The organism is Onishia taeanensis, assembly GCF_900100755.1.
GTDB lineage: Bacteria > Pseudomonadota > Gammaproteobacteria > Pseudomonadales > Halomonadaceae > Onishia > Onishia taeanensis.
Window position 1 is genome coordinate 1 of the sequence record NZ_FNCI01000003.1, and the last position, 22005, is coordinate 22005.

General features: G+C 61.1%; 18 protein-coding genes and 1 pseudogene. 11 read left to right on the forward strand and 8 right to left on the reverse strand.

The window, feature by feature from the left end; all coding sequences use genetic code 11:
• Positions 1-2511, forward strand: a 2511-nt coding sequence (locus tag BLR71_RS04685) for a type I secretion C-terminal target domain-containing protein (protein WP_092523603.1), incomplete at its 5' end; no start/stop codon positions are given.
• A gap of 60 nt (positions 2512-2571) precedes the next feature.
• Positions 2572-2904, forward strand: coding sequence for a tryptophan synthase subunit beta like protein (locus BLR71_RS04690; protein WP_092523605.1), 333 nt, complete (start codon positions 2572-2574; stop codon positions 2902-2904).
• A 128-nt stretch (positions 2905-3032) separates the two neighbouring features.
• Here BLR71_RS04690 and BLR71_RS04695 read toward each other — a convergent pair whose 3' ends face one another.
• The 7 genes from BLR71_RS04695 to BLR71_RS04725 all read right to left on the reverse strand — a co-directional run bounded on the left by BLR71_RS04695 (position 3033) and on the right by BLR71_RS04725 (position 10793).
• Positions 3033-4937 carry a bifunctional diguanylate cyclase/phosphodiesterase gene (locus tag BLR71_RS04695; RefSeq protein ID WP_092523607.1) on the reverse strand — a complete coding sequence of 635 codons (1905 nt, stop codon included), beginning with the start codon at positions 4935-4937 and terminating at the stop codon, positions 3033-3035.
• Between the two features lie 43 nt (positions 4938-4980).
• Complete coding sequence (locus BLR71_RS04700) at positions 4981-5685, reverse strand: transglutaminase-like cysteine peptidase (protein ID WP_092523609.1); 705 nt, start codon at positions 5683-5685, stop codon at positions 4981-4983.
• 60 nt (positions 5686-5745) lie between these two features.
• Positions 5746-6948 (reverse strand): cation diffusion facilitator family transporter, encoded by a 1203-nt coding sequence (locus BLR71_RS04705; RefSeq protein WP_092523611.1) that lies wholly within the window; start codon positions 6946-6948, stop codon positions 5746-5748.
• Between the two features lie 152 nt (positions 6949-7100).
• Positions 7101-8261 (reverse strand): 1-acyl-sn-glycerol-3-phosphate acyltransferase, encoded by a 1161-nt coding sequence (locus BLR71_RS04710; RefSeq protein WP_422730757.1) that lies wholly within the window; start codon positions 8259-8261, stop codon positions 7101-7103.
• 49 nt (positions 8262-8310) lie between these two features.
• Entirely contained in the window at positions 8311-9237 is a 927-nt protein-coding gene (locus tag BLR71_RS04715) for a recombination-associated protein RdgC (RefSeq protein ID WP_092523615.1), read from the reverse strand.
• A gap of 114 nt (positions 9238-9351) precedes the next feature.
• A complete protein-coding gene (locus BLR71_RS04720) occupies positions 9352-10128 on the reverse strand; it encodes a UDP-2,3-diacylglucosamine diphosphatase (RefSeq protein WP_092523617.1) in 777 nt (258 codons plus the stop codon).
• A 152-nt stretch (positions 10129-10280) separates the two neighbouring features.
• The gene (locus BLR71_RS04725) at positions 10281-10793 is read right to left on the reverse strand and encodes a peptidylprolyl isomerase (RefSeq protein ID WP_092523619.1); all 513 of its coding nucleotides are present in this window, start codon (positions 10791-10793) and stop codon (positions 10281-10283) included.
• 177 nt (positions 10794-10970) lie between these two features.
• Here BLR71_RS04725 and BLR71_RS04730 point away from each other — a divergent pair, with 177 nt between their 5' ends.
• Entirely contained in the window at positions 10971-12650 is a 1680-nt protein-coding gene (locus BLR71_RS04730) for a glutamine--tRNA ligase/YqeY domain fusion protein (protein WP_092523621.1), read from the forward strand.
• Between the two features lies 1 nt (position 12651).
• Positions 12652-14037: a cysteine--tRNA ligase gene (gene cysS, locus BLR71_RS04735; protein WP_092523623.1), complete on the forward strand. Its 1386-nt coding sequence runs from the start codon at positions 12652-12654 to the stop codon at positions 14035-14037.
• Between the two features lie 41 nt (positions 14038-14078).
• Here cysS and BLR71_RS04740 read toward each other — a convergent pair whose 3' ends face one another.
• Entirely contained in the window at positions 14079-15164 is a 1086-nt protein-coding gene (locus BLR71_RS04740; RefSeq protein ID WP_245696346.1) for a DUF1853 family protein, read from the reverse strand.
• 56 nt (positions 15165-15220) lie between these two features.
• Here BLR71_RS04740 and osmF point away from each other — a divergent pair, with 56 nt between their 5' ends.
• From osmF to BLR71_RS18110, 7 genes and pseudogenes are all read left to right on the forward strand, one after another.
• Complete coding sequence (gene osmF, locus BLR71_RS04745) at positions 15221-16129, forward strand: glycine betaine ABC transporter substrate-binding protein OsmF (protein WP_092523625.1); 909 nt, start codon at positions 15221-15223, stop codon at positions 16127-16129.
• 44 nt (positions 16130-16173) lie between these two features.
• On the forward strand, positions 16174-17346 hold the full coding sequence (locus BLR71_RS04750) for an ABC transporter permease subunit (RefSeq protein ID WP_245696347.1): 1173 nt from the start codon (positions 16174-16176) through the stop codon (positions 17344-17346).
• Positions 17339-18475, forward strand: coding sequence for an ABC transporter ATP-binding protein (locus tag BLR71_RS04755; protein WP_092523627.1), 1137 nt, complete (start codon positions 17339-17341; stop codon positions 18473-18475). Before BLR71_RS04750 ends, BLR71_RS04755 begins: the two co-directional genes overlap by 8 nt.
• Positions 18465-19226 carry an ABC transporter permease gene (locus tag BLR71_RS04760; RefSeq protein ID WP_175491611.1) on the forward strand — a complete coding sequence of 254 codons (762 nt, stop codon included), beginning with the start codon at positions 18465-18467 and terminating at the stop codon, positions 19224-19226. The genes BLR71_RS04755 and BLR71_RS04760 overlap by 11 nt, the downstream gene beginning before the upstream one ends.
• 309 nt (positions 19227-19535) lie before the next feature.
• Positions 19536-20762, forward strand: a complete 1227-nt coding sequence (locus BLR71_RS04765; RefSeq protein ID WP_092523629.1) for a thiamine pyrophosphate-dependent dehydrogenase E1 component subunit alpha — start codon at positions 19536-19538, stop codon at positions 20760-20762.
• A 1-nt stretch (position 20763) separates the two neighbouring features.
• Positions 20764-21741 carry an alpha-ketoacid dehydrogenase subunit beta gene (locus tag BLR71_RS04770; RefSeq protein WP_092523631.1) on the forward strand — a complete coding sequence of 326 codons (978 nt, stop codon included), beginning with the start codon at positions 20764-20766 and terminating at the stop codon, positions 21739-21741.
• 40 nt (positions 21742-21781) lie between these two features.
• Positions 21782-21979, forward strand: a pseudogene (locus tag BLR71_RS18110) (biotin/lipoyl-containing protein); the annotation flags it as partial.
• Positions 21980-22005: the final 26 nt, after the last annotated feature.

A 22005-nucleotide genomic window follows, 5' to 3' on the forward strand; every position in this document is an offset into this window, starting at 1 on the left:
ACCGGCACGCTCACCTACACCGTCAGTGATGGCAGCGCCACCGACACCGCCAGCGTGACCCTGACCGTCAACGGCGTGAACGACGCCCCAACCGGCAACACCGATGGTGGCACCGGCGCTGCCGATGACGTCTTCACCACCGACGAAGACACCGCGCTGAGCGGGGCCAACGTGCTGACCAACGACACCGACCCCGAGGGCGATAGTCTCTCGGTCAGCGACGCCGGCAGCCGCCAGGTGACCTTCACCGGGCCCGATGGTTTTACGGTGACCACCAGCGTCACCATCGCCGCCGATGGCAGCGTAAGCTTCGACCCGGCCGGCGACTTCGACGCCCTGGGCGCAGGCGAAGCCGCCACCGGCACGCTCACCTACACCGTCAGTGATGGCAGCGACACCGATACCGCCAGCGTGACCCTGACCGTCAACGGCGTGAACGACGCCCCAGCGTCGTCGGATTCCCAGTTTACGGTTCAGGAAGATACAGCTTATACGCTAGACCTTGATGATTTCGGGTATTACGCCGATGTCGAAGGCGATGCCTTGGCGGCTATCGAGATCACTTCGCTTCCGGAAAATGGCGTACTGGAGCTATCGGGGGAGCAGGTGTTTGCGGGTGACACCATTGCTATCTCCGCTATTGAGGCCGGCGATCTCGTGTTGGTGCCCGATACGAATACAGATGAAGATGGTGCCTTTGGATTCCGCGTCCAGGATGCCGCCGGTGACTGGTCGAAGAGCACCTATCAGGCCGCGGTAGTGGTGGAGGCGATTGCCGATATACCTGACGTTGCCATCCAGCTCGGCGCCCCCACGGAGCTCAAGGATACGCTTCAGTATGAGAGCAAGTCTCTGACCTTCGATGCTAAGCTCGGCGACGATAAGGGCGATGGCAACATCGATGGCAACTCCAGTAACTACGAAGAAAGTGTCTCCCAGACACTGAGCTTCGGCCCGCAATATGCGGGACAGACGGTATCCCTGACATTGGATGTCGATATACAGGGAACCTGGAACCAAGGATGGGGTGTGACCGATGATTATTGGCAGGTGCTGTCCGGTGACGAGGTGCTTGAGACATTTACTTATGGTTCACGTTGGAACGAGGACGTTTCAGGCAACTACGTCTATTCGGGTCAGGAAAATGCGAGCCTGGTAGTGACGCTGGATGAGAATGGTGAGGTGGCCTTGTCGTTCCGGGCCTCGACTACCGAGAAGAGTGAGACGGTCACCATTAATGGAGCAACCGGCGAGGTGGCAGGTACCACCTATGAAGTGGTCACAGGATACGAATATTCTATCGATGTCTCGGCAGCGCTTCAGGATCTCGATGGCTCTGAGAGCCTGAGCCTGTTGATCGAAGGGGTGCCGGAGGGCGCGACGCTTAGCCAAGGAACAGACAACGGCGATGGTACTTGGATGCTGTCGGTGGCGCCCGGAGAACAGGACGTTGTGACCAACCTTACAATGACAACACCCGCTAATGTGAATGGGGGCTTTACTCTCACCGTCAAGGCGACGGCGACAGAGGCATCTGGCGGAGACTCGGCCGTGAATACGGCGATGGCAGTCGCATCTGCTTATGAGTCAGGAATCCCGAGTGTCGACGCGCCGTCAGCCGAACCGATCATTGCCGGTTACTACGGCTATGTCTCTGGCCAGGGGCACGGTAACAACACCGGCACCTATGCCAATAATAATGGCTTGAAGGAGACCTCGGCTTCCAATGCCGAAGCGATAGTCAGTGCCGATGGATTCTACTCCGTTGAACGAAACGGCCACCCGCACTCAGAAACCAGCGATCGAATCGACCCGACCGAAGCACTTGTCCTCAAGCTGGGCCAGTCGGTAACCAGTGTGACCTTCGAAGTTCAGGGGAATGTTGGCGAGGCTCAGTGGTCTGTATTTGCCGCTAATGGCGATCGCCTTGGGGGTGCCAGCGCTCTCGGTGATCCTAATAGTGAAGGCTTGCTGACGGTCTCCTACGATATGCCTTTTAGCTATATTGCTCTGGATGGTGGTGATGATTCTGCCTTCGCGGTCAAGCCAGTCGGTATCGGCATTGCGGGCACAGCCTCGGATGACACACTGAATGGGTCGGCGGGAGACGACACGCTGATCGGCGGTGAGGGAGACGACATCCTCTACGGCCAGGAAGGTGCCGATGTCTTTGCTTGGCAGCTAGGTGACGAAGGGCAACCCGGCAACCCGGCCCAAGATACTGTGAAGGACTTTTCGCTTGCCGAAGGGGATTCCCTCAATCTTGCCGAGCTGCTGGTCGACGAGCGATCTGGCTCAATTGATGACTATTTGCATGCCGCACCCAGCGCCAGTGGCGGCGACACCATCTTGCATGTCAGTACTGGCGGAGGTTTTGCTGGCGATTATGCCAACAATGCGGGGCAGGAAGATCAGACGATTACCCTGGATGGGGTGTCGATGGGTGACCGATCGTCACAGGAATTTATCAACGATCTAATTAATAATGGCAACCTGCATATTGATCAGTGATGGGTCTGTGGCGATATCGCAAGCCCGTGTCAGGGATGAAACGTCTCGCGAGGAGGCAGTGTGTACATCAAACGCAATAAGGCGGGAAATATCGAGCAGCTCAGCCGCGTAGCGACAGACGAGTGTCGGGAGCGAATCGATGTTGACGCCCCCGAACTGGATGTCTTTCTGGGACGAGAGGACAATGAAAGCGGGGCCAGGCTCGCTCAGTCGGATTTGGGTCTGGTTCGCGTGATTGAGGACCTGGTCGATGTGCTCATCGAACGCAACTTGATCAGCTTCACCGATCTACCAGAGCCTGCGCGGGAAAAGTTGATGACTCGCCAGACGCTTCGGCAGCGTCGTAACAGCGTGAGTCTGCTAAGCGAGGAAGACGAGGAAGAGTCAATTTAGGACCCAACCTAGGTCAGTGCAGCTCCATTGCTGCTTGGACCTTATAAGCCGGATTGGCCATTGGTCAATCCGGCTTATTAGTGATTGCCTGTATCGTGACTTTGCGCGGTACTACCGTGCGTATTGTCTTAATCTTCGATCTTGACCGCCGTGCCCGTGACACCATCCATGCCAAGCTCAAGAAGCACCCGGTGCTCCTCTGGGGTGGATACGCCCTCGGCGATCGCTAGGATGCCCAGTGAGTGACTGAGGGTGGCCATTCCGCGAAGCAGGGTCTGCTGGGCCGATTGGTGATCAACTCCCTTAGTGAGCGAGGTATCGAACTTCAAATAGCTAAGGCCACTGTCCTGAAGGTCGGCTAGGTGAGTAAATTGCTGCCCGACGTGCTCTAGGCCAATACGGCACTCGAAGCGGCGCAGGTCATGGCACAGTGACTTGAAGTCTTCCATATGATGGACGGCCACCGATTCGGGTAGCTCCAGCCATAAACGCTTTGCCTCGCGAGGGTAGGCGCTTAGCAGTGCGATCAATCGCTGCCGGAAATCGGTACTCGAAATGGCCCTTGAGGTGAGATTGAGCGCCAGAGGTGTCTCTTCCCTTTCCAGGCACTTGAGCGCGCTGGTGATGCTGGCAAGATCCAGAGCGTCGTCCATCCCGAAGCGTGAGATCCAGCCGAGATAGGCACCTGCGGGTTGCCACTCGCCTGCCAACCATAGCCGTGACGGACATTCTTCGTGTAGCAAGCTGCCATTGGCATCCATGACCGGGTAACGGGCTAGCTGAACCCCATGAGCGAGTGCAGCATTCAGCGCGTTGCGCCATTCCGAATGGGTGCTAAAAAGTAGATGCCCTGTGTGCTGGTTCGCTACGCAAACCGTTCTGCCACCACGTAGCTCCGCCTTGGCGAGTTCGCCGTCAAGCCGACTCAGTATTACGTCACGGGTTTCCTGTCGTGAGATGCCCACTATGCCAATGGGAAGATTGAGCAGCACAGGTTGCCGGTCGGCAATGGGGTGTAGCCGCCGCTTTAGCTGGTCCGCCACATCATCGGCTGACAGGCTGTTAGGCAGCAGTAGCGCAAAATCACTGCCATTGAGCCGGCCTGCCTGGCTTCCCGGGTATTCCAGGGCATACTGATGGAGCGTGGAGGCTAGGTCATGGAGGAAACGGTCGGTCTCAGGGCGGCCCATTCCTTCATTGAGACCTTCCAGGTCGGATACGCGCACCAGCGCCAAGCAGCCATGATGGAGTTCTTCATCGCTTTCCAGCACGTATCCAAGGCGAGTCATGAAGTATGAGCGGTTGGCAATGCCCGTGGTTTCATCTTGTTGTAACTTGCGCCTCAGCTCTTCTAGTTGACCGCTTTCTCGGGTCAGCATCTGACGCACGCTGCCAGACAGCCTGTTCATGGCCATGACAAGGTCGCGAAGCTCCCGGGTCTTGGGTTCTGGCGAAGTGGTGAAGCGCCGGTTGCCGATGTCGTTTGCCTGGGCAATCACGGCTGAAAGCGGTCGACGGATCTGCAAGACAAGCAGCCAGGCTATCAGCATGCTGATAAGGGCGGCAAAGGCGAACCAGGTAACCAGTTGCTGGCTACTGCGCCACAGCGAGCGGTAGGCATAGCTATGCTGACTCTGCAGTGTCAGCGTGCCGTACTGTCGCCAGCCGTCCTGCACAACCGCACTGCCAGCCGGCACTGAAATGCGCACCAAATCGACGAACCAGCCGGGTACGTCACCGATGGAAGGCGAGGCTTCCCGGCGCAGAATGAGATCCCCTCCGGGGTCACGCAGCTCGATGCGCTGGTAGTGACCGGTATCGAACTGGGCAGACAGCAATAGCTCAATGGTGACGGGGTCCTTATCGAGCTGGCTCATGGACAAGGCGAGGGCATTGGCATTGTCCTCGTTTTTTATGCGCACTTCCTGCTCGATGTAATGCCGACTGGTCGATAGGCCCACTATCAAACTGCCGCCGAATGCCAGCAATAGTACTGCGGCTATGGAGAGCCATAGCTTTGTGATCAGAGACATTCCGTGGCCCCTCCGTGCCGCCCATGGGCGGTGCTGTCTATTATCATAGGAATCCTTGCTCCTGCATTCTGGCCAGCACGCTACGCCAGCGCGATAGCCGCTGCACGGGATCGGCCCGCGAGCGGCTGGAGCCGCCTGCCCAAAGGCCGTCGCTATTGAAGCTGAACACGGGGGTGAGATCGTTCCGTTCGCTAGCCGGCCGGATGCTCTCCACTAGGTTGTCCAGTACCTGCGGTTCCGCGCCGGGCAGTTGGTAATAGCCCAGCACCATGTGCGCTTGCGAAAGCCCGCCACGGCCAATACTCGCCCGGACGTAGATCAATCGCAGCCGCTCGGTGGGAACACCTAGCTGCATCAGGCTGATGTATTTGGCGATGGTAAAGTCTTCGCAGTCGCCATCTCCCTTTCCCAGCGTTTCCAGCGGGGTCGCCCAATAATCCTCCTGCTGCCAAATGGCTCGATCCTCCAGCCAGCGAATCCGCTGGTTGAAGAAGTCGTTGACACCCCTTAGCTGTGCGGCAATACCCAGTGGCTGAAGGCGATCAAGCAATGCAAGCCAGGCATCCAGGGCAGCGATGCCCTCGGCACCAAAGCGAGACTGCATGACCTGACGTAAACGACTGGGGTTGAGGGTTGCGGCGACTGGCGATGAAAGCCCCAGGCAGGAGGCGGCCACTAACGCTCCCATCCCCATCAACAACTGGCGTCGTTGACGGCGAAAGGTGGGGCTGGAAAGTGGTCGAGCCATCGGCGATTTCCTGCCCGAAGGGCCTGAGTAGGAGAGATTTTTTAAGGCAAGATGAATATATCAGGCCTTGCCTGGCCCCTGCCAGATACGTAGCCGCCCCATCCAAGGCAGGCCATCAGCATGTTGGCGCAGGCTGTCGGCCGCCTCGTCGAGGTCGAATTCGAAGGACATCGGGGGAACGAAGAGGGAAACGTCGATGCGCTGATCCAGGTAGTGTAGGTCCAGGGTCAGTCTGGATTCCCAGGCGGCGAGCCCGGACCAGGCCTCGGCGAGCTCGGTCTCCACCTCTTCACGCAGTGGCAGTGCATGAAGAGGATGCTGGGGTGGAGCGTGCTGATCGTCTTCGGGGTCGATGTGGAAGGTCACATCGCTCAGGCTAGGAAATGACTGATGCAGTTGCCGGCAGACCTCATTGCCGACTTCGTGGGCTTCCGAGACGGTGACCCTGGGGTGAACCACCAGATGCAGGTCGACCAATATTTGGCCGCCGACGGTGCGAGTGCGCAGATCGTGTACGTCGAGCACTCCAGGGACCTGTGCGGCGGTTTCTTGCATGCGTTGTTGGTCGGCCACGGGTAGCGCGGTATCGATCAACTCCTGGCTGGCTTCCCACAGTAGGGAGCCACCGATCTTACCGACCATGATGGCAACCACGACAGCCGCAGCGCCATCCAGCCAGCCAGCGCCGAATTGAGCGCCAAACAGACCAACCAGCACCACCACGGTGGAGAGGGCGTCTGAGCGCGAGTGCCAGGCATTGGCCTCGAGGAGCTTGGAGCCCACCTCTTTGGCGACCTTCATCGTGTAACGATATATCCACTCTTTGGCGAGCAGGGCCACAATGGCGATACCAATGGCCCAGGGGCCAGGTGCCAGAACCGGCGTGCCGCTGAAGAGCCGCTCGAGACTGGCCCAGGCGATGGCGCCGGCGACGAAGATCAAGATGCTGCCCAGCCACAGCGTCGCTAGTGTTTCGATGCGGCCGTGGCCGTAGGGGTGGTCGCTATCGGGTGCTTGACGCCCGAAGTGAGTGGCTCCGATGACGAAGATGTCGGTCAGGATGTCCGAGAAGGAATGAATGCCATCGGCCACCAAGGCAGCCGAGCCGACCATCAGCCCCGCCACCAGCTTGAGCATGCCCACCACGAAGTCGATGCCTGCACCGATCAGGGTGACTCGATGCGCCGCGCGCGTATTGGCGGCGTGGCTATCGGTCTGGTCGTTGGCCGTGCGATCGTTGGTCGAGGCGGGGTGGTGGGCCATGGGGATTACCTCAAAAGGTTGGCCCATCGCGATGGAGCCGGTGGCTGAGAGTGCGTTAGGGACGGCGGCCGTGTCATGTATTGGGCCGATGGCACCGCCCAGGCGCAAAGCCGAAGGCGGGTTTAATCGTTAGACCTCCACCCAATAGGCGTCTAGAGCCGACCGGCGCGGTTGAGTACCGGGTTGGCGTACTGTGCAAGCCACCAATCACGTAGGTGAGTGGGAACCTCTGCAAGCCGGGCATGGAAACGCTGACGATCCGCGTCGGTGACCTCGGTAAGGTCGACGAGATCCGGGGCCAGACCGCTCGCCTCGAGGGCCAGTTGGTGGCTCGGAAAGAGATGATAGCCCTTCATGACCTGTCGATCGATCTGTTGGGCAACGGCTTCGGGGCTTTCGAAATCTGCCGACAGTGGCGTGCCGAAGGTCAGTTTGATTCGCCCCTTGGCGCCGGTGATGCCGGCGACGATGGAGCGAATGTCCTCGAACTCGATCTTCTGGTAAGCGCCTTCTGTATGCATGGCATAGAGCTCGCGGGCCTTTTGCAGGTCGCAGGGATCATACTCGTAGCTGATCGACACCGGGACCATCTTCATATCGCGGATGATATCGCCTAGCGTTGCCTGCTTGTCGGCCTGGCGTCCTGACATGGTCAGCATCTTGATGATTGCCGGGTCGGCACGGTCGATGCCGTCCTTGGCACGGCCTTCGCGCTGTGCCATCCAGATTGAATGATTATCCTCGCTAATCGAATGGCGGATATAGCGCGAAAGTAGCTGATAGGCCGCCAGCATGGCCCGCTTACCCTTGGCGGAGCGCGGCACGATGAAGCTCTTGTTGAGCCGCATCAGGTCCGACACATAGGGCTTTTGCAGCAGGTTGTCGCCGATGGCGATGCGGACCGTGCTGCGGCCAGCCTGATAGAGCGCGAAGTTGACGAAGGCCGGGTCGAGGGCAATATCGCGATGATTGCCAATAAACAGATAGGCCTGGTCATGCTCCAGGCGGTCGAGTCCTTCCACCTCGAAGGTATCGGTCGTGGTGCGGATCATGCGCTGCATGTAGCTGGCGATGCGCATCTGAAAATCATAAATGCTATTCACCCCCCGCATTTCGCGGCGGATAGCGAAGCTGGCAAGGGCGCGTGCAATGCGTGGTGCCAGCCGCGCGAGCCTTGGCAGCTTGAACTGAGTCAGCGCATCGAGCAGCTCGGCATTATTGGCCAGCCGCACGATGACCGCGGCCACCTCATCGTCCTTGTAGGGACGAATATCGGCGAAAGGATCGTTTGTTGTGGTGGAATCTGTGGTCACGATGAAGAAATCACGAGGTTGAAGACTAAAAAGAAATAAAGGCTAGCGATCATGGGCTGGGCGCGGCGGCAGAGGCTTCGCCGCCCAACCAGCCGATCAGGCGTTCCACGACCTCGGCCAGCGTTTGCGCCATCAGCACGAAGTCCGCTTCCATGCGCAGGATGGCGTCATCACCGTCATTGGCTTGGCTGGCCTCGTCGAGCAGCGCATCGGAAAAGCGCAGAGACTTGAGCGCCAGGTCGTCGTGCAGGACCAGGGATAGTTGCCCCTCTACCTCGATGGCTAGCTTATGGGCTTGGCGGCCGCCTTCAAGCAGGGTCTGGATCTCTTCGCTGTCCAGATCCACGGCCCGGGCACGCAGCACGCCATCATCGCCCTGAGCCTTGAGCTCGACCTGGTCGCCCAGTATCAGCCCGGTCGGGCGAGTCTCCGCTTCTTTCAGCCAGGTCGTCATGGCACGAATCGGCAAAGCCTGGGTGGCAAGCGGCGTGACCTTGAGGCTGCCCAGTGTTTGGCGTAGCAGATCGAGAATCTCCTCGGCACGGGCACGGCTGCTGGCGTTCACGGCGATCAGGTCGCGGCGTGTATCCCACCAAAGATCGACCTTCTGGCTCTTGATGAAGGCGCGTGGCAGCAGCTCCTCGTAGACCTGCTCCTTGATCGTCTGCTTTTCCTTGCGCGGCAGCGGGCGACCCTCGGCGGCCTCACGGTCGGCACAGCGCTCTTCGACTTCCTCGCGCACCACGCTCGCCGGCAGCACGCGCTCCTGGCGAAGGGCCGACAGCAGGCGATGCCCCTGGATCTCATGAAGATGGCGCTCGCTGCCGCGCCCGCCCGGTGTCCGCCAGCCCAGACGCGTGGCTTCGCTGCCCCCTAGCGGGCGGAAGGCCTGTTCGGCGAGCTGGTCGTCCAGGTCGTCGTGGGATATCTGCGGGGCATCATGTAGGCGATAGAGATGCAGGTGCTTGAACCACATGGCAAGTCTCAGACAAAAAAGGAGCAACATTATGGCCAAAGGGGGCCTTCGGTGCCAGCGCTGGGCTGGCGGCGCGCATTTCGTTGAGGTGCAGGCGCAGGTGACGGCCCGGCCTCAAGCGCTGGGTGGTGCGTCTAGCGGGAAGTCGCGAAGCTCGGGTCCTTCTCCGGCTTCGAGGCGAATATCCCAGCCTTGGTCGGGATGCCAGTCGCCCAGCACGATGCGTTTGGCTGGCTGGCCATCGAGCGTGAGGTCATGAACGTCCGGGCGGTGCGTATGGCCGTGGATCAGCAGGGTGGTGTCATGCGCCTTCATGGCTTTGGTCACTTCTTCCGGCGTGACATCCATGATGTCTTCGGCCTTGTTGGAGTTGGCGTCGCCCGATTGTTCGCGGATTTGCTTGGCCAGCGCCAGTCGTTCGGGAATCGACATGGCGAGGATCTGCGCCTGCCACTGCGGGTCGCGGGCCTGGGCACGAAACGCCATGTAGGCCTCGTCCCGGGTGCATAGGCTGTCGCCGTGCATCAGCAGGATCGGCTCGCCGTCGTTATCGAGCAGTGTGGGGTCATCGAGCAGGGTGGCGCCACAGGCGTCGGCGAAGCGCTTGCCGATCAGGAAGTCGCGATTGCCGTGCATCAGATAGACGGCCGTGCCGGCGCTGCTCAGATCGTGAAGTGCCGTCGCGACACGCTTCACGAGTGCGGCGTTGCCGCTGGGTTCAGCCTCCGGCAAGTCGAGAATGTCATCACCGACCCAAGCCTCGAAGAAATCACCGAGGATGTACAGCGCATCCGCCTTGCTGGCGGTCTGCTCCAGATAGGCAAAAAATCCATCGGTGATCGCGGGGGCGCCTGGGTGCAGGTGCAGGTCGGAAATCAGCAGAGTCGTCATGGCGAGCCTGTTTTATATAAATGCGGTTCGTTTTCGACCCTGTTGGCTTTACGGGTCGATACGACGGGCCGATCTAATCGGCCAATACACTAATGGGCCAATACAACGAGAGACGCCCGCACGAAGGCGGGCGTATCCCAGGACACGATGCTTCAGGCGTCGCCTTGAGCGTCATCCTTGATATAGGCGCGCTGAATCACCACGTCGTCGGCGGGTACGTCGGCGTGCATGCCGCGGCGAGTGGTGGGTACAGCGCGAATCTTTTCGACCACATCCATACCATCGACCACCTTGCCGAACACGCAGTAGCCCCAGCCCTGCAGGTTCTTGCCGCTATGGTCGAGGAAATCATTGTCGGCGATGTTGATGAAGAATTGGGCGGTGGCCGAATGCGGGTCTTGGGTCCGTGCCATGGCCAGGGTGCCCTTGCGATTCTTCAGGCCGTTATCTGCCTCGTTCTCGATCGGCGCACGGGTGGGTTTCTGATTGAAGTCGGTGTCGAAACCGCCGCCCTGAACCATGAAACCGTCGATGACACGGTGGAAGAGGGTGTCGTCATAGTGCCCATCGGTCACGTACTGCTGGAAATTCTCGGCGGTCTTGGGCGCGTTGTCGAAATCGAGCTCAATGGTGATGTCGCCGTAATTGGTCTGGAGAACAATCATGTCAGTTTCCCGGAAGTCTTGGTGGGCGCCTTGGCGTTGCGCATCTGCGTCGCGCTATAATAGCTGTTTTGCATCGACGCGCGAAGTCGGCATCCGCCATCCGTCCACGTCAGTTTGGATGGGCGAAAGGGCCGGCCAGTCGCCAGCGTACTCCATCAAGAGGTTCCTAGACGCCCCATGAGCAATGACAGCACCAGCGCCCCGAACTTCATTCGCAATCAGATCAGCGAAGAGATCGAGGCTGGCAAGGTCGACAAGATCGTTACCCGTTTTCCGCCGGAGCCCAATGGCTTTCTGCATATCGGCCATGCCAAGTCGATCTGCTTGAACTTCGGCCTGGCCGAGCAGTTCGGGGGCGACTGTCACCTGCGTTTCGATGACACCAATCCGGCCAAGGAAGAACAGGCCTACATCGATGCCATCAAGGAAGATCTGCACTGGATGGGCTTCGAATGGGCCGGCGACGTGCGCTATGCGTCCGATTATTTCGATCAGCTTTATGCCTGGGCGCAGCATTTGATCCGCGAAGGCAAGGCCTATGTCGACGACCTGTCGCCGGACGAGATCCGTGAGTATCGTGGCACCCTGACCGAAGCCGGCAAGCCTAGCCCCTATCGCGAGCGCAGCGCCGACGAGAGCCTCGATCTGCTCGAACGCATGAAGCAGGGCGAGTTCGCCGAGAGCGAGAAGGTCCTGCGCGCCAAGATCGATATGGCATCGCCCAACATCAATCTGCGCGACCCGATCCTCTATCGCATTCGCCATGCCGCCCACCACCAGACCGGCGAAAAGTGGAAGATCTATCCGTCATACGACTTTGCTCATGGCCAGTCGGATGCCATCGAAGGTGTGACCCACTCGGTCTGCACCCTGGAGTTCGAGGATCATCGCCCGCTCTATGAATGGTTTCTCGACAATCTGCCTGTGCCGGCCAAGCCGCGCCAGATCGAATTTGCACGCCTCAACCTGAATTACACCTTGACCTCCAAGCGCAAGCTAAAGCTGTTGGTGGACCAGGAGGTCGTCGATGGTTGGGACGACCCGCGTATGCCGACGATTTCTGGCATGCGTCGCCGCGGCTACACATCGGCGTCGATTCGCAAGTTCTGCGACATGATCGGCGTGACCCGTGCCGACGGTGGCCTGGTGGATATCGCCATGCTCTACCACGCAATCCGCTCGGACCTCGAGGACAACGCGCCGCGTGCCATGTGCGTGATGAAGCCGCTCAAGGTGGTGTTGACCAATGTGCCAGACGATCACGACGAGGTGTTCGAGGTCGCGGGTCACCCGGCTCGTGATGACATGGGGACCCGCAAGCTGCCGTTCACCCGCGAGATCTGGATCGACCAGGACGACTTCATGGAGGAACCGCCGAAGAAGTTCTTCCGCCTGGCGCCCGAAAAGGAAGTGCGGCTGCGCAACGGCTATGTGATTCGCTGCGATGAGGTGATCAAGGACGACGCCGGCGAGATCAGCGAGCTGCGCTGTTCGGTGGATTTCGAGACCCTCGGCAAGAATCCGGAAGGCCGCAAGGTCAAGGGCGTCATCCACTGGGTCAGCGCCGAGCACGGCGTGCCGGTCGAGGTACGCCAGTACGACAACCTTTTCCAGGTCGAGCAGCCCGACAAGGACAAGGAAACCGACTTCCTGGAGCACCTGAATCCAGAGTCGCTGGTGACCGTCCAGGGCATCGCCGAGCCCTCGATTCGTGAGGCCGCGCCCGAGTCGCGCTATCAGTTCGAGCGGGTCGGCTACTTCTGCGCCGACCGTCATGCCTGCGTCGATGGCAAGCTGGTGTTCAACCGCACCGTGGGTCTGAAGGATGGCTGGGCCAAGGCACAGAAGAAGGGCTGATATGCAGATTTACAACACCCTGACGCGGCGCAAGGAATCGCTTGCGCCGATTGAGCCCGGCAAGCTTGGCATGTACGTCTGCGGCATCACCGTCTATGACTACTGCCACATCGGTCATGCCCGGGTAATGGTGGCCTTCGATGTCATCACTCGCTACCTGCGTGCACGGGGCTACGACGTCAACTACGTGCGTAACATCACCGATATCGACGACAAGATCCTCAAGCGTGCCGAGGAGAACGGCGAGACGATTAGCGCGCTGACCGAGCGCATGATCGCTGCCATGCACGAGGACGAGGATCGTCTCAAGGTGCTGCGCCCGGACCATGAGCCGCGCGCCACGCGTCATATCGATGACATCGTTACGATGATCGAGACCCTGATCGACAAGGGGTTTGCCTACGCGGCCGAGAACGGCGATGTCTACTATCGGGTTCGCAAGTTTGCCGACTACGGCAAGCTCAATAACCGCGACCCGGATGAGATGCGCTCCGGTGCGCGTATCGATGTGGGTGAGCACAAGGAAGACCCGCTGGACTTCGTGCTGTGGAAGGCCGCCAAGCCGGGCGAGGCCAGCTGGCCCTCGCCCTGGGGTGAGGGCCGGCCCGGTTGGCACATCGAGTGCTCGGCCATGTCGACCTGCTGCCTGGGTGATACCTTCGACATCCACGGCGGCGGGCCGGACCTGACCTTCCCTCACCACGAGAATGAGATCGCCCAGAGCGAAGCGGCCACCGGTTCTCGCTATGTGAATACCTGGATGCATGCCGGCGCGGTACGGGTCGACAGCGAGAAGATGTCCAAGTCACTGGGCAACTTCTTTACCATCCGCGAGGTGCTCGAAGTGCACGACCCGGAAGTGGTGCGCTACCTGCTGGTGGCGAGCCACTACCGCAGCCCGATCAACTACGCGCCGGATGCGCTGGATGATGCCCGTCGCTCGCTGGAGCGCTTCTATAACGCCCTGAACGGCGTCGAGGCGGTCGAAGGTCAGGTGGATGCCCGCTTCGACGCGCGCTTCACCGCGGCCATGGACGATGACTTCAACACGCCCGAGGCCCTGGCGGCACTGTTCGATCTGGCCCGTGAGTTGAACGTGGCCAAGAAGGAGGCTCCCGAGACTGCCCCGGCGCTGGCTTTCGAGCTCAAGCGGTTGGGTGAGGTGCTGGGGCTCTTCGACCAGGATCCGGCAGCCTTCCTTCAGGCGGGTGCCACGGCGCTTGCCATTGGCGAGGACGAGATCGAAGCGCGCATCGCGGCGCGTGCCGCGGCGAAGAAGGCCAAGAACTTCGCCGAGGCGGATCGCATCCGCGAGGAGCTCACCGCATTGGGCATCACCCTCAAGGATTCCCGAGAGGGCACGACCTGGGTCGTCGATCGCGACTGATCCTTGACTGGGGCGGCGACCTCACCCGGCCTTCGTTCGATTTAGCGGGTGAAGGCCACCGGGGCCGGCGGCAACGGCAATCTACGCGGCCAGTCGTCGCCCACAACGAACAGCCGCTGCCAGCCGCCATTCTCGTCCTTGAGAACCAGCGGCAGCGGCGCCGCCCCGGTGCTGAATCGCGTCGTCAGGTAGGCGTCGACTTCCTTGAGTGGCCGGAGCTGCTCGGGCAGCGGCGGCGCCAGCCAGTGGGGCTTGTGCAGCCAGGCCCCGCGGGTGCCAGCCGCCAGGCCGGCGCGAAAGGCTGGCCAGTCGTGCCAGGTGAGCCAATGGCCGCGCATATGCTCGGCGGTGGCCTCATGGGGGGAGGGCAGTGATACCTGACCTGGCTCAGACTGCCAGGGGTAGAAGAGCACGCCCGGCATTGCCATGCGCTGCCACACCTTTATCTCGTCATGATCAGTGCCATTGAGCGCGCCCGGCATCTCGCCGGTGAACTCATTGACGGCCAGACGCGCTTCCGGGGTGTCAATCAGCGGCAGTTGGTGGTGATAGAGATGGCTGCGCTTGCCGGCTAAGCTATCCGCGCATCCAGGCCCTACCCAACGCGCTTGGTCAGTGTCTTCTCCGGGGCCCTCGACGAGGCCCAAATAGAACTTGATCGCGACTTCCAGATGGATCGGTTGCCGGCATCCCGCTTGCCGATAGACGATATCCAGCTCACCCAGGGTGCGTCGTTCTCGCATCACCGGCAGATTATGGGCCAGCAGCCGAGTATTGGGCGAGCTCTCGAGCAGGAATTGCCATAGCCGCTCATGATAGTGCCCCAGGCGCGCATTCATGGCGTCGGCTACCCAGTCTTCCAATACTTCCGGCGCCGCTTCCAACCGGTTCAGGTAATCTCGCCAGCCACCCTTTGACAGCCCCAATTCATCAAGCCCCGGCCGACCAGGGCAGGGCATTCTCAGCAAATCTGGGGTCAAGCACAGCCAGCCAAGGTCACGCACTAGCGGGTGGCGCCAAGCGTCGAGCATGTCGTCGGGGTTCGTTACTCTTTCGTCGTCCATCGATTCCTCAAGCCAGGACAGGCGTTTAGCGTTGATGTCCTGCCAGCCTACCCACCCTGACATTGTAACGTCAGTTCCTTATACTGCCTGAATACTTGCACACCACTGGGGTTGGGGCGATGAAGCGGACATTGACTTGGGTAGCGGCATTGGCAACCAGTGCCATGGTCGGGCAGGCGCAGGCGGCCGACCCGGTGGTGGTTTCCTCTAAGATCGATACCGAGGGCTCGGTGCTCGGAGAATTGATCATGCAGTCGCTGGAAGCCGGCGGCATCGAGACGGAAAACCGCCTGCAGCTAGGCGGAACTAGCATCGTACGGCAGGCGATCATCGCCGGCGAGATCGACATCTATCCCGAGTACACCGGCAACGGTGCCTTCTTCTTCGATATGGCCGATAGCCCGATATGGAGGAATGCCGACGAGGCCTATGCCAAGGTCAGTGAGCTGGATCGCGAGGCCAACGGCCTGGTGTGGCTGACTCCCGCCGAGGCCAACAATACCTGGGCAATGAGCGTGCGCGGTGGTCTGGCCCGGGAGCATGGCCTCGAGACCCTCGAGGATCTATCGACGTATCTAGCGCAAGGCGGTGATTTCAAGTTCGCCGCCAGCGCTGAATTCGTCGAGTCTGAAGCGGCCTTGCCGGCATTCGAGGAAGCCTATGGTTTCGATCTCGACTCCGACCAGTTGGTGGTGCTCTCCGGCGGTAATACCGCCGCGACCCTGCGCGCCGCCGCACTGCAAACCAATGGCGTCAATGCTGCCATGGCCTACGGCACCGATGGCGGCCTGAATGCGCTGGACCTGCGCGTGCTCAAGGACACCTTGGGCGTGCAGCCGGTCTATCAGCCGGCTCCTTTAGTGCGCCAAGAGGTGCTCGATGTCTATCCGCAGATTCCCGAACTGCTCTCGCCGGTGTTCGCGGCGCTGGACCTCGAGACGCTGCAGCGCCTGAACGGTGAAGTCGCCGTCAACGGCGCCGACCCCGCCAAGGTCGCGGCGACCTTCCTCGACCAGCTCGAGCCATAAGCATTTCTGGGCGGGCTCAGGCAAGCGTGTCGGCTTCCTCTTCAGTGTCACAGCCACATTCGGCGTCCCCTAATCGGGTGTTGCTGGCCCTGATGCCGGCAGCGCTTGCGGCGCTTACGTTGCTGGATATCGCCAGCGTCCAGCCCAACCGCATCGCGCCGGGGCAAGGCTTGAATCTTTGGGCGATCATGGGGCCCGCCGGGGTGCTGCTGGCCATGCTGCCGCTGGGCGTTTGCAGCCTTGCCTGGCGGGCGACGACGCTCAGGCTGCGCTGGGCCCTGTGCCTGGTCGTGTTGGCCATGATCGCTCTCCCCCTTGGGCTGGCCGCCTTCTGCCGTGTATTTATCGACCCCGGTGCGCCCTACGCCCGAGTGGGGCTGGCGGCAGGGTTCTGGGTGCTGCTGTTCGTGTTCATGCTGGCGCTGATCGAGTTCAAGGCGAGCCTGCGACTGCCGCATGGCAGTTGGTGGGGGCTTGGTGCGCTGATGCTCGGGGCTTGGGGCCTGTCGCTTGCCAGCGGAATGCTGGATAAGCTAGCCCTGATGCAGGAATACCTGGGGCGAAGCGACAAGTTTATCGAAGCGCTTTTATACCACAGCCTGTTGGTGGCCTCGGCGGTAGGGCTGAGCCTGCTGATGGGATTTGCCCTGGCGCTGGCCATGCGCCGCTGGCCGCGCCTCGAGCGAGGCATCAACGGGGTTCTGAGCCTGATTCAAACCATTCCGAGTCTAGCGCTGTTTGGCTTATTGCTGGCGCCGCTGGCCTGGCTTGCCGATCGCTATGAATGGCTGGCCGCGCTTGGGGTACAGGGCATCGGCGCGGCCCCGGCACTGATTGCGCTGGTGGGGTACAGCCTGCTACCCATGACGCGCAATACCTTCGTGGCTCTGGGCGATGTCGACAAGGGGGTGATCGAATCGGCACGGGGCATGGGCATGAGCCCAAGCCAGATATTCCTGCAGGTGCGCTTGCCGCTGGCACTGCCGGTCATGATCGAGGGCGTGCGCATTACCAGCATTCAGGCGATTGGCCTGGCGGCCGTCGCCGCACTGATCGGTGCCGGTGGGCTCGGTACCTTCGTCTTTCAGGGCTTGGGGCAGGCCGCCATGGATTTGGTGCTGCTGGGTGCCTTGCCGATCATCGCCATGGCCGTGATCGTCGATGGCCTGCTGACCGCTTTGGCCGGGGCCCTGCGACAAGGAGTTCGTCATGACTGATCAGGTGCGTATCGCGCTGCTGAACGTGTCCAAACGCTTCGGCGATGACACCGCCGTTGACGGCCTATCGCTTGCCATCGCGCCTGGAGAGCTCTGTGTGCTGGTGGGCACCTCCGGTTGTGGCAAGTCCACCACACTGCGCATGATCAACCGTCTTATCGAGCACAGTGACGGTCAGATTCACATCGACGGTCAGCCGATTCGCGAGATCAACGAGCAGGCGCTGCGTCGGCGCATCGGCTACGCCATCCAGAGTACCGGGCTTTTCCCGCACTGGACGGTGGCCCGCAACATCGGCCTAGTACCACGGCTTTTGAAATGGCCCAACGAGCGCATCCAGAAGCGGACACGCGAGCTGATGCAACTGCTGGGGCTCAAGGAAGCCGAGTTCGCCGGCAAGTACCCTCATCAGCTCTCGGGCGGTCAGGCGCAGAGGGTTGGTGTGGCCCGGGCCCTGGCCGCCGACCCGGACATTCTGCTGATGGACGAACCCTTCGGTGCCCTGGACCCCATCACTCGAGAGGCCTTACAGAACGAGCTGATCAGGCTGCAGGCACGCTTGAAGAAGACCATTGTCTTCGTCACCCATGACATGGAAGAGGCGATGAAGCTTGCCGATCGCATCGTGGTCATGGATGGCGGGAAGGTCGTGCAGCAGGGCAGCCCCCAGGATTTGCTGATGGCGCCGGAGAATGCGTTCGTGGAATCACTGCTGGGTGGGCGTGATCGTGGCCTCAAGCAGGCGGGGCTCATTCCTGTGCGCGACGTGATGCACCCGACCGGCGCGCGCCGTCAGACCACGGCGGCCGCCGTGAGTGCAGATGACAACCTGCGTGGCGCCCTGTCGTTGATGCTGCTGAATCGCCTTTCCAGCCTGACCGTGGTGGATGAGCGTGATCGCACTGTGGGTACCCTGGGGGTCGATGACATCATGCATCGCAAGAACCTGCTTCCTGCCGCCTCGGCCAAGCCCACTAACTCGTCTGCCAACCAGCCCGCCAGCAAACCTGCCCCCAGAAGCGATGACGGCGATGCGCCTGAAGCCAAGGCCAAGGTTCAGGGTGTTTCCACGGATAGGGCCGAGAAAATGTCTCCACACCAAGGGTCGGAGCCTCACCATGAGGAGTGATCCCGCTATCCTGGGCGATTCTGATCTCTTGGCCTGGCGGCACTGGGCGGCGCCACTTGGCTGGTTCGCGGCCCTGGGCGTGCTGCTTGTCGCCATGCCGCATTTGGGAGCGCTGTTCGCGGCTATCGACCCCGAGGCCCGTGAGCCTATCTATCGCCGTGACCCCTTCATCGACCTGTTGGCCAATCACCTGCTGGTGGTGGCCGGGGCGTCGTCGATTGCCATCGTCAGCGGCGTCAGTGCCGCGATCATGGTCACCCGACCCTGGGGGCGCGATTTCCTGCCACTGGTCAGTCAACTGGCCTCCATCGGTCAGACCTTCCCGCCGGTAGCGGTGCTGGCGCTCGCCGTGCCCTGGCTGGGCTTCGGCGGGCTGCCGACGGTGGTGGCCCTGGTGCTCTACGGGCTATTGCCGATCGTGCGCAATACCCTGGTCGGTATCGGCGAGGTGGATCCCTCCACACGGGAGGCCGCACGGGGCATGGGCATGTCGCCAAGCCAGGTGCTCTGGCAGCTCGAGCTACCGCTGGCCGCGCCGGTCATCCTGGCCGGTATCCGCACCTCGGTTACCGTGGGGATCGCCACCGCGGCGATTGGCTCGACCATTGGCGCCAAGACCCTCGGCGACCCGATCATCGCCGGCATCATCAATGGCAATACCGCCTATATTCTGCAGGGCGCAATCCTGATCGGCGTATTGGCGCTTTTCATCGATAGCGTCTTTGCGCGGCTGTTGCCTTCGCAGCGCTAACGGTTTCCTTTCGGGCTCATATCTCGAGCCGCTTTCCCGCTTTTTCCATCTTATCTCGAGCTGTTTCGGCACCTCCTGCTCGTCCCTTGCAGCGGATGACTGACCGCTTATGACGTCTGCGACCATGGTCTCAGGTGCGGTGGCTATACAGCACCCCTTGCGGGGCTCTATCTTACGTTAACGTAAACTTGTGGCATCGAAGGGTCTCCAGGCGGTATGTCATCGCATGGGTTTATGACTATCTTCTGAATAACCATGCCCTCAAAAGGGGCGTGAGGCTTTTCACCATTACCCCCAGGGAAGAGCATCATGACAACAACCACTTCCTCGCTCGTCCACTCTCCGGCCTTTCTTAAGGGCGATGAGTTTTCGATCGACACCTTCGCCTTGCTCAAGCAGGACGGAAGCCTCTTCGAAGGGGCGGCGCCGCCCGATCTTGACCGCGACAAGGCGCTGCGCATCTATCACGCCATGGTCTTCACCCGTGTGCTCGACGAACGCATGCTGGCCGCCCAGCGGCAGGGGCGTCTCTCCTTCTACATGCAGTGCACCGGGGAAGAGGCCGCGGTGATTGGCAGCGCCGCGGCCTTGGATGACGAAGACATGATCATGGCGCAGTACCGGGAGCAGGGGGCGCTGGCCTACCGCGGCTTCAGCTGCGACGAATTCATGAACCAGATGTTCGGCAACGAGCGTGACTACGGCAAGGGACGCCAGATGCCGATCCACTATGGCTCGGCCAAGCTGAATTACATGACCATCTCCTCGCCGTTGGCGACACAGATTCCCCAGGCCACCGGCTATGCCTATGGGCAGAAGCTCGCGGGCGATGGCCATTGCACCATCACCTATTTCGGCGAGGGGGCTGCCTCGGAAGGGGACTTCCACGCGGCGCTGAACATGGCCACGGTGCACAAGGTCCCGGTGATTTTCTTCTGTCGCAACAACGGCTATGCGATCTCTACTCCGGCGGTCGAGCAGTTCGCTGCCGATGGCGTCGCGCCCCGGGCCTTCGGCTACAAAATGCGGGTCATCCGAGTCGATGGCAACGATGTGCTGGCGGTCTACCAGGCCACCATGGAGGCGCGTCGGCTGGCCGTGGAGCATAACCAACCGGTATTGATCGAGGCCATGACCTACCGCCTGGCGGCCCATTCATCTTCCGATGATCCCTCGGGCTATCGCAGCAAGAAGGAAGAGGAGGCCTGGCGGGAAAAAGACCCCATCCTGCGCCTGCGTCGCTGGCTTGAGTCTTGCGACTGGTGGAGCGATGAAGAAGAGAAGGCCCTTCAGGAGCGCCTGCGTCGTGAGGTGCTGGAGACCATGAAGGCCGCCCAGAAACGGCCGGCGCCGCCCCTGGATAGCCTGGTCACCGATGTCTACGACACACCCACGCCGCAGTTGAACGAGCAGCTTGCCAAGCTAGAGGCTCATATCCGGCTGTATCCAGAGGCCTACCCCAAGAGTGCTTCTCGCCGTTCGGCCGAGGGCTCTGCTGGGGCACCGGGCGCCGAGAACGGCCAGGGAGGGCGCTGAGATGGCGAATCTCAATCTACTGCAGGCCATCAATCAGGCGCTGGACATTGCCATGGCCGCCGACGAGCGGGTGCTATGCTTCGGCGAGGATGTCGGCGGTTTCGGCGGCGTTTTTCGCGCCACCAGCCACCTGCAGGAAAAGTACGGCAAGGCGCGCTGTTTCAATACGCCGCTGGTGGAACAGGGCATCATCGGCTTCGCCAACGGCCTGGCCGCCCAGGGGTCAACGCCGGTGGCGGAGATCCAGTTTGCCGACTACATCTTTCCGGCCTTCGACCAGATCGTTAATGAATCGGCCAAGTTCCGCTATCGGTCGGGGGATCTGTTCAATGTCGGTGGCCTGACCATCCGCACGCCCTATGGCGGCGGTATTGCCGGGGGCCTCTATCATTCCCAGTCGCCGGAGGCCTACTTCGCGCATACCCCGGGCCTCAAGGTCGTGGTGCCGCGCAATCCGCATCAAGCCAAGGGCCTGCTGCTGGCCGCGATTCGCGACCCCAACCCGGTGCTGTTCTTCGAGCCCAAGCGGCTCTATCGCGCCTCGACCGGTGAGGTGCCGGAGAGCGATTACCAACTGCCGCTCGGTGAGGCCGAGGTGATCAAGGAGGGCAGTGATATCACCCTGCTGGCCTGGGGCGCTCAGATGGAGGTCATCGAAGAAGCCGCCGAGCTCGCCGAGAAGGAAGGCATCTCCTGTGAGGTCGTCGACCTGCGCAGCATACTGCCCTGGGACGTCGAGACCGTGGCGAACTCGGTCTTGAAGACCGGCCGGCTGCTGATCAGCCACGAGGCTCCGCTGACCGGCGGCTTCGCCGGCGAGATCGCTGCCACCATCCAGGAGCGCTGCTTCCTGTACCTGGAATCGCCGATCAGCCGGGTCACCGGCCTGGACACGCCCTTCCCGCTAACGCTGGAGAAGGAATACCTGCCCGATCGCCTCAAGGTCTTCGAGGCGATCAAGGCAAGTGTAGCGTACTAGCACCCGGTATCCGGACAGGAGAGCAATGATGAGCGATTTTATGCTGCCCGATATCGGCGAAGGTATCGTGGAGTGCGAGGTGGTCAAGTGGCTGGTCAGTGAGGGGGATGTGATCGAGGAAGACCAGCCCGTGGCCGAGGTGATGACCGACAAGGCGCTGGTGGAGATTCCCGCCCCCTATCACGGTCGGGTCACCCAGCTGTACTACCAAGAGGGTGACATCGCCAAGGTGCATGCGCCGCTCTTTGCTCTGATGGGAGACGA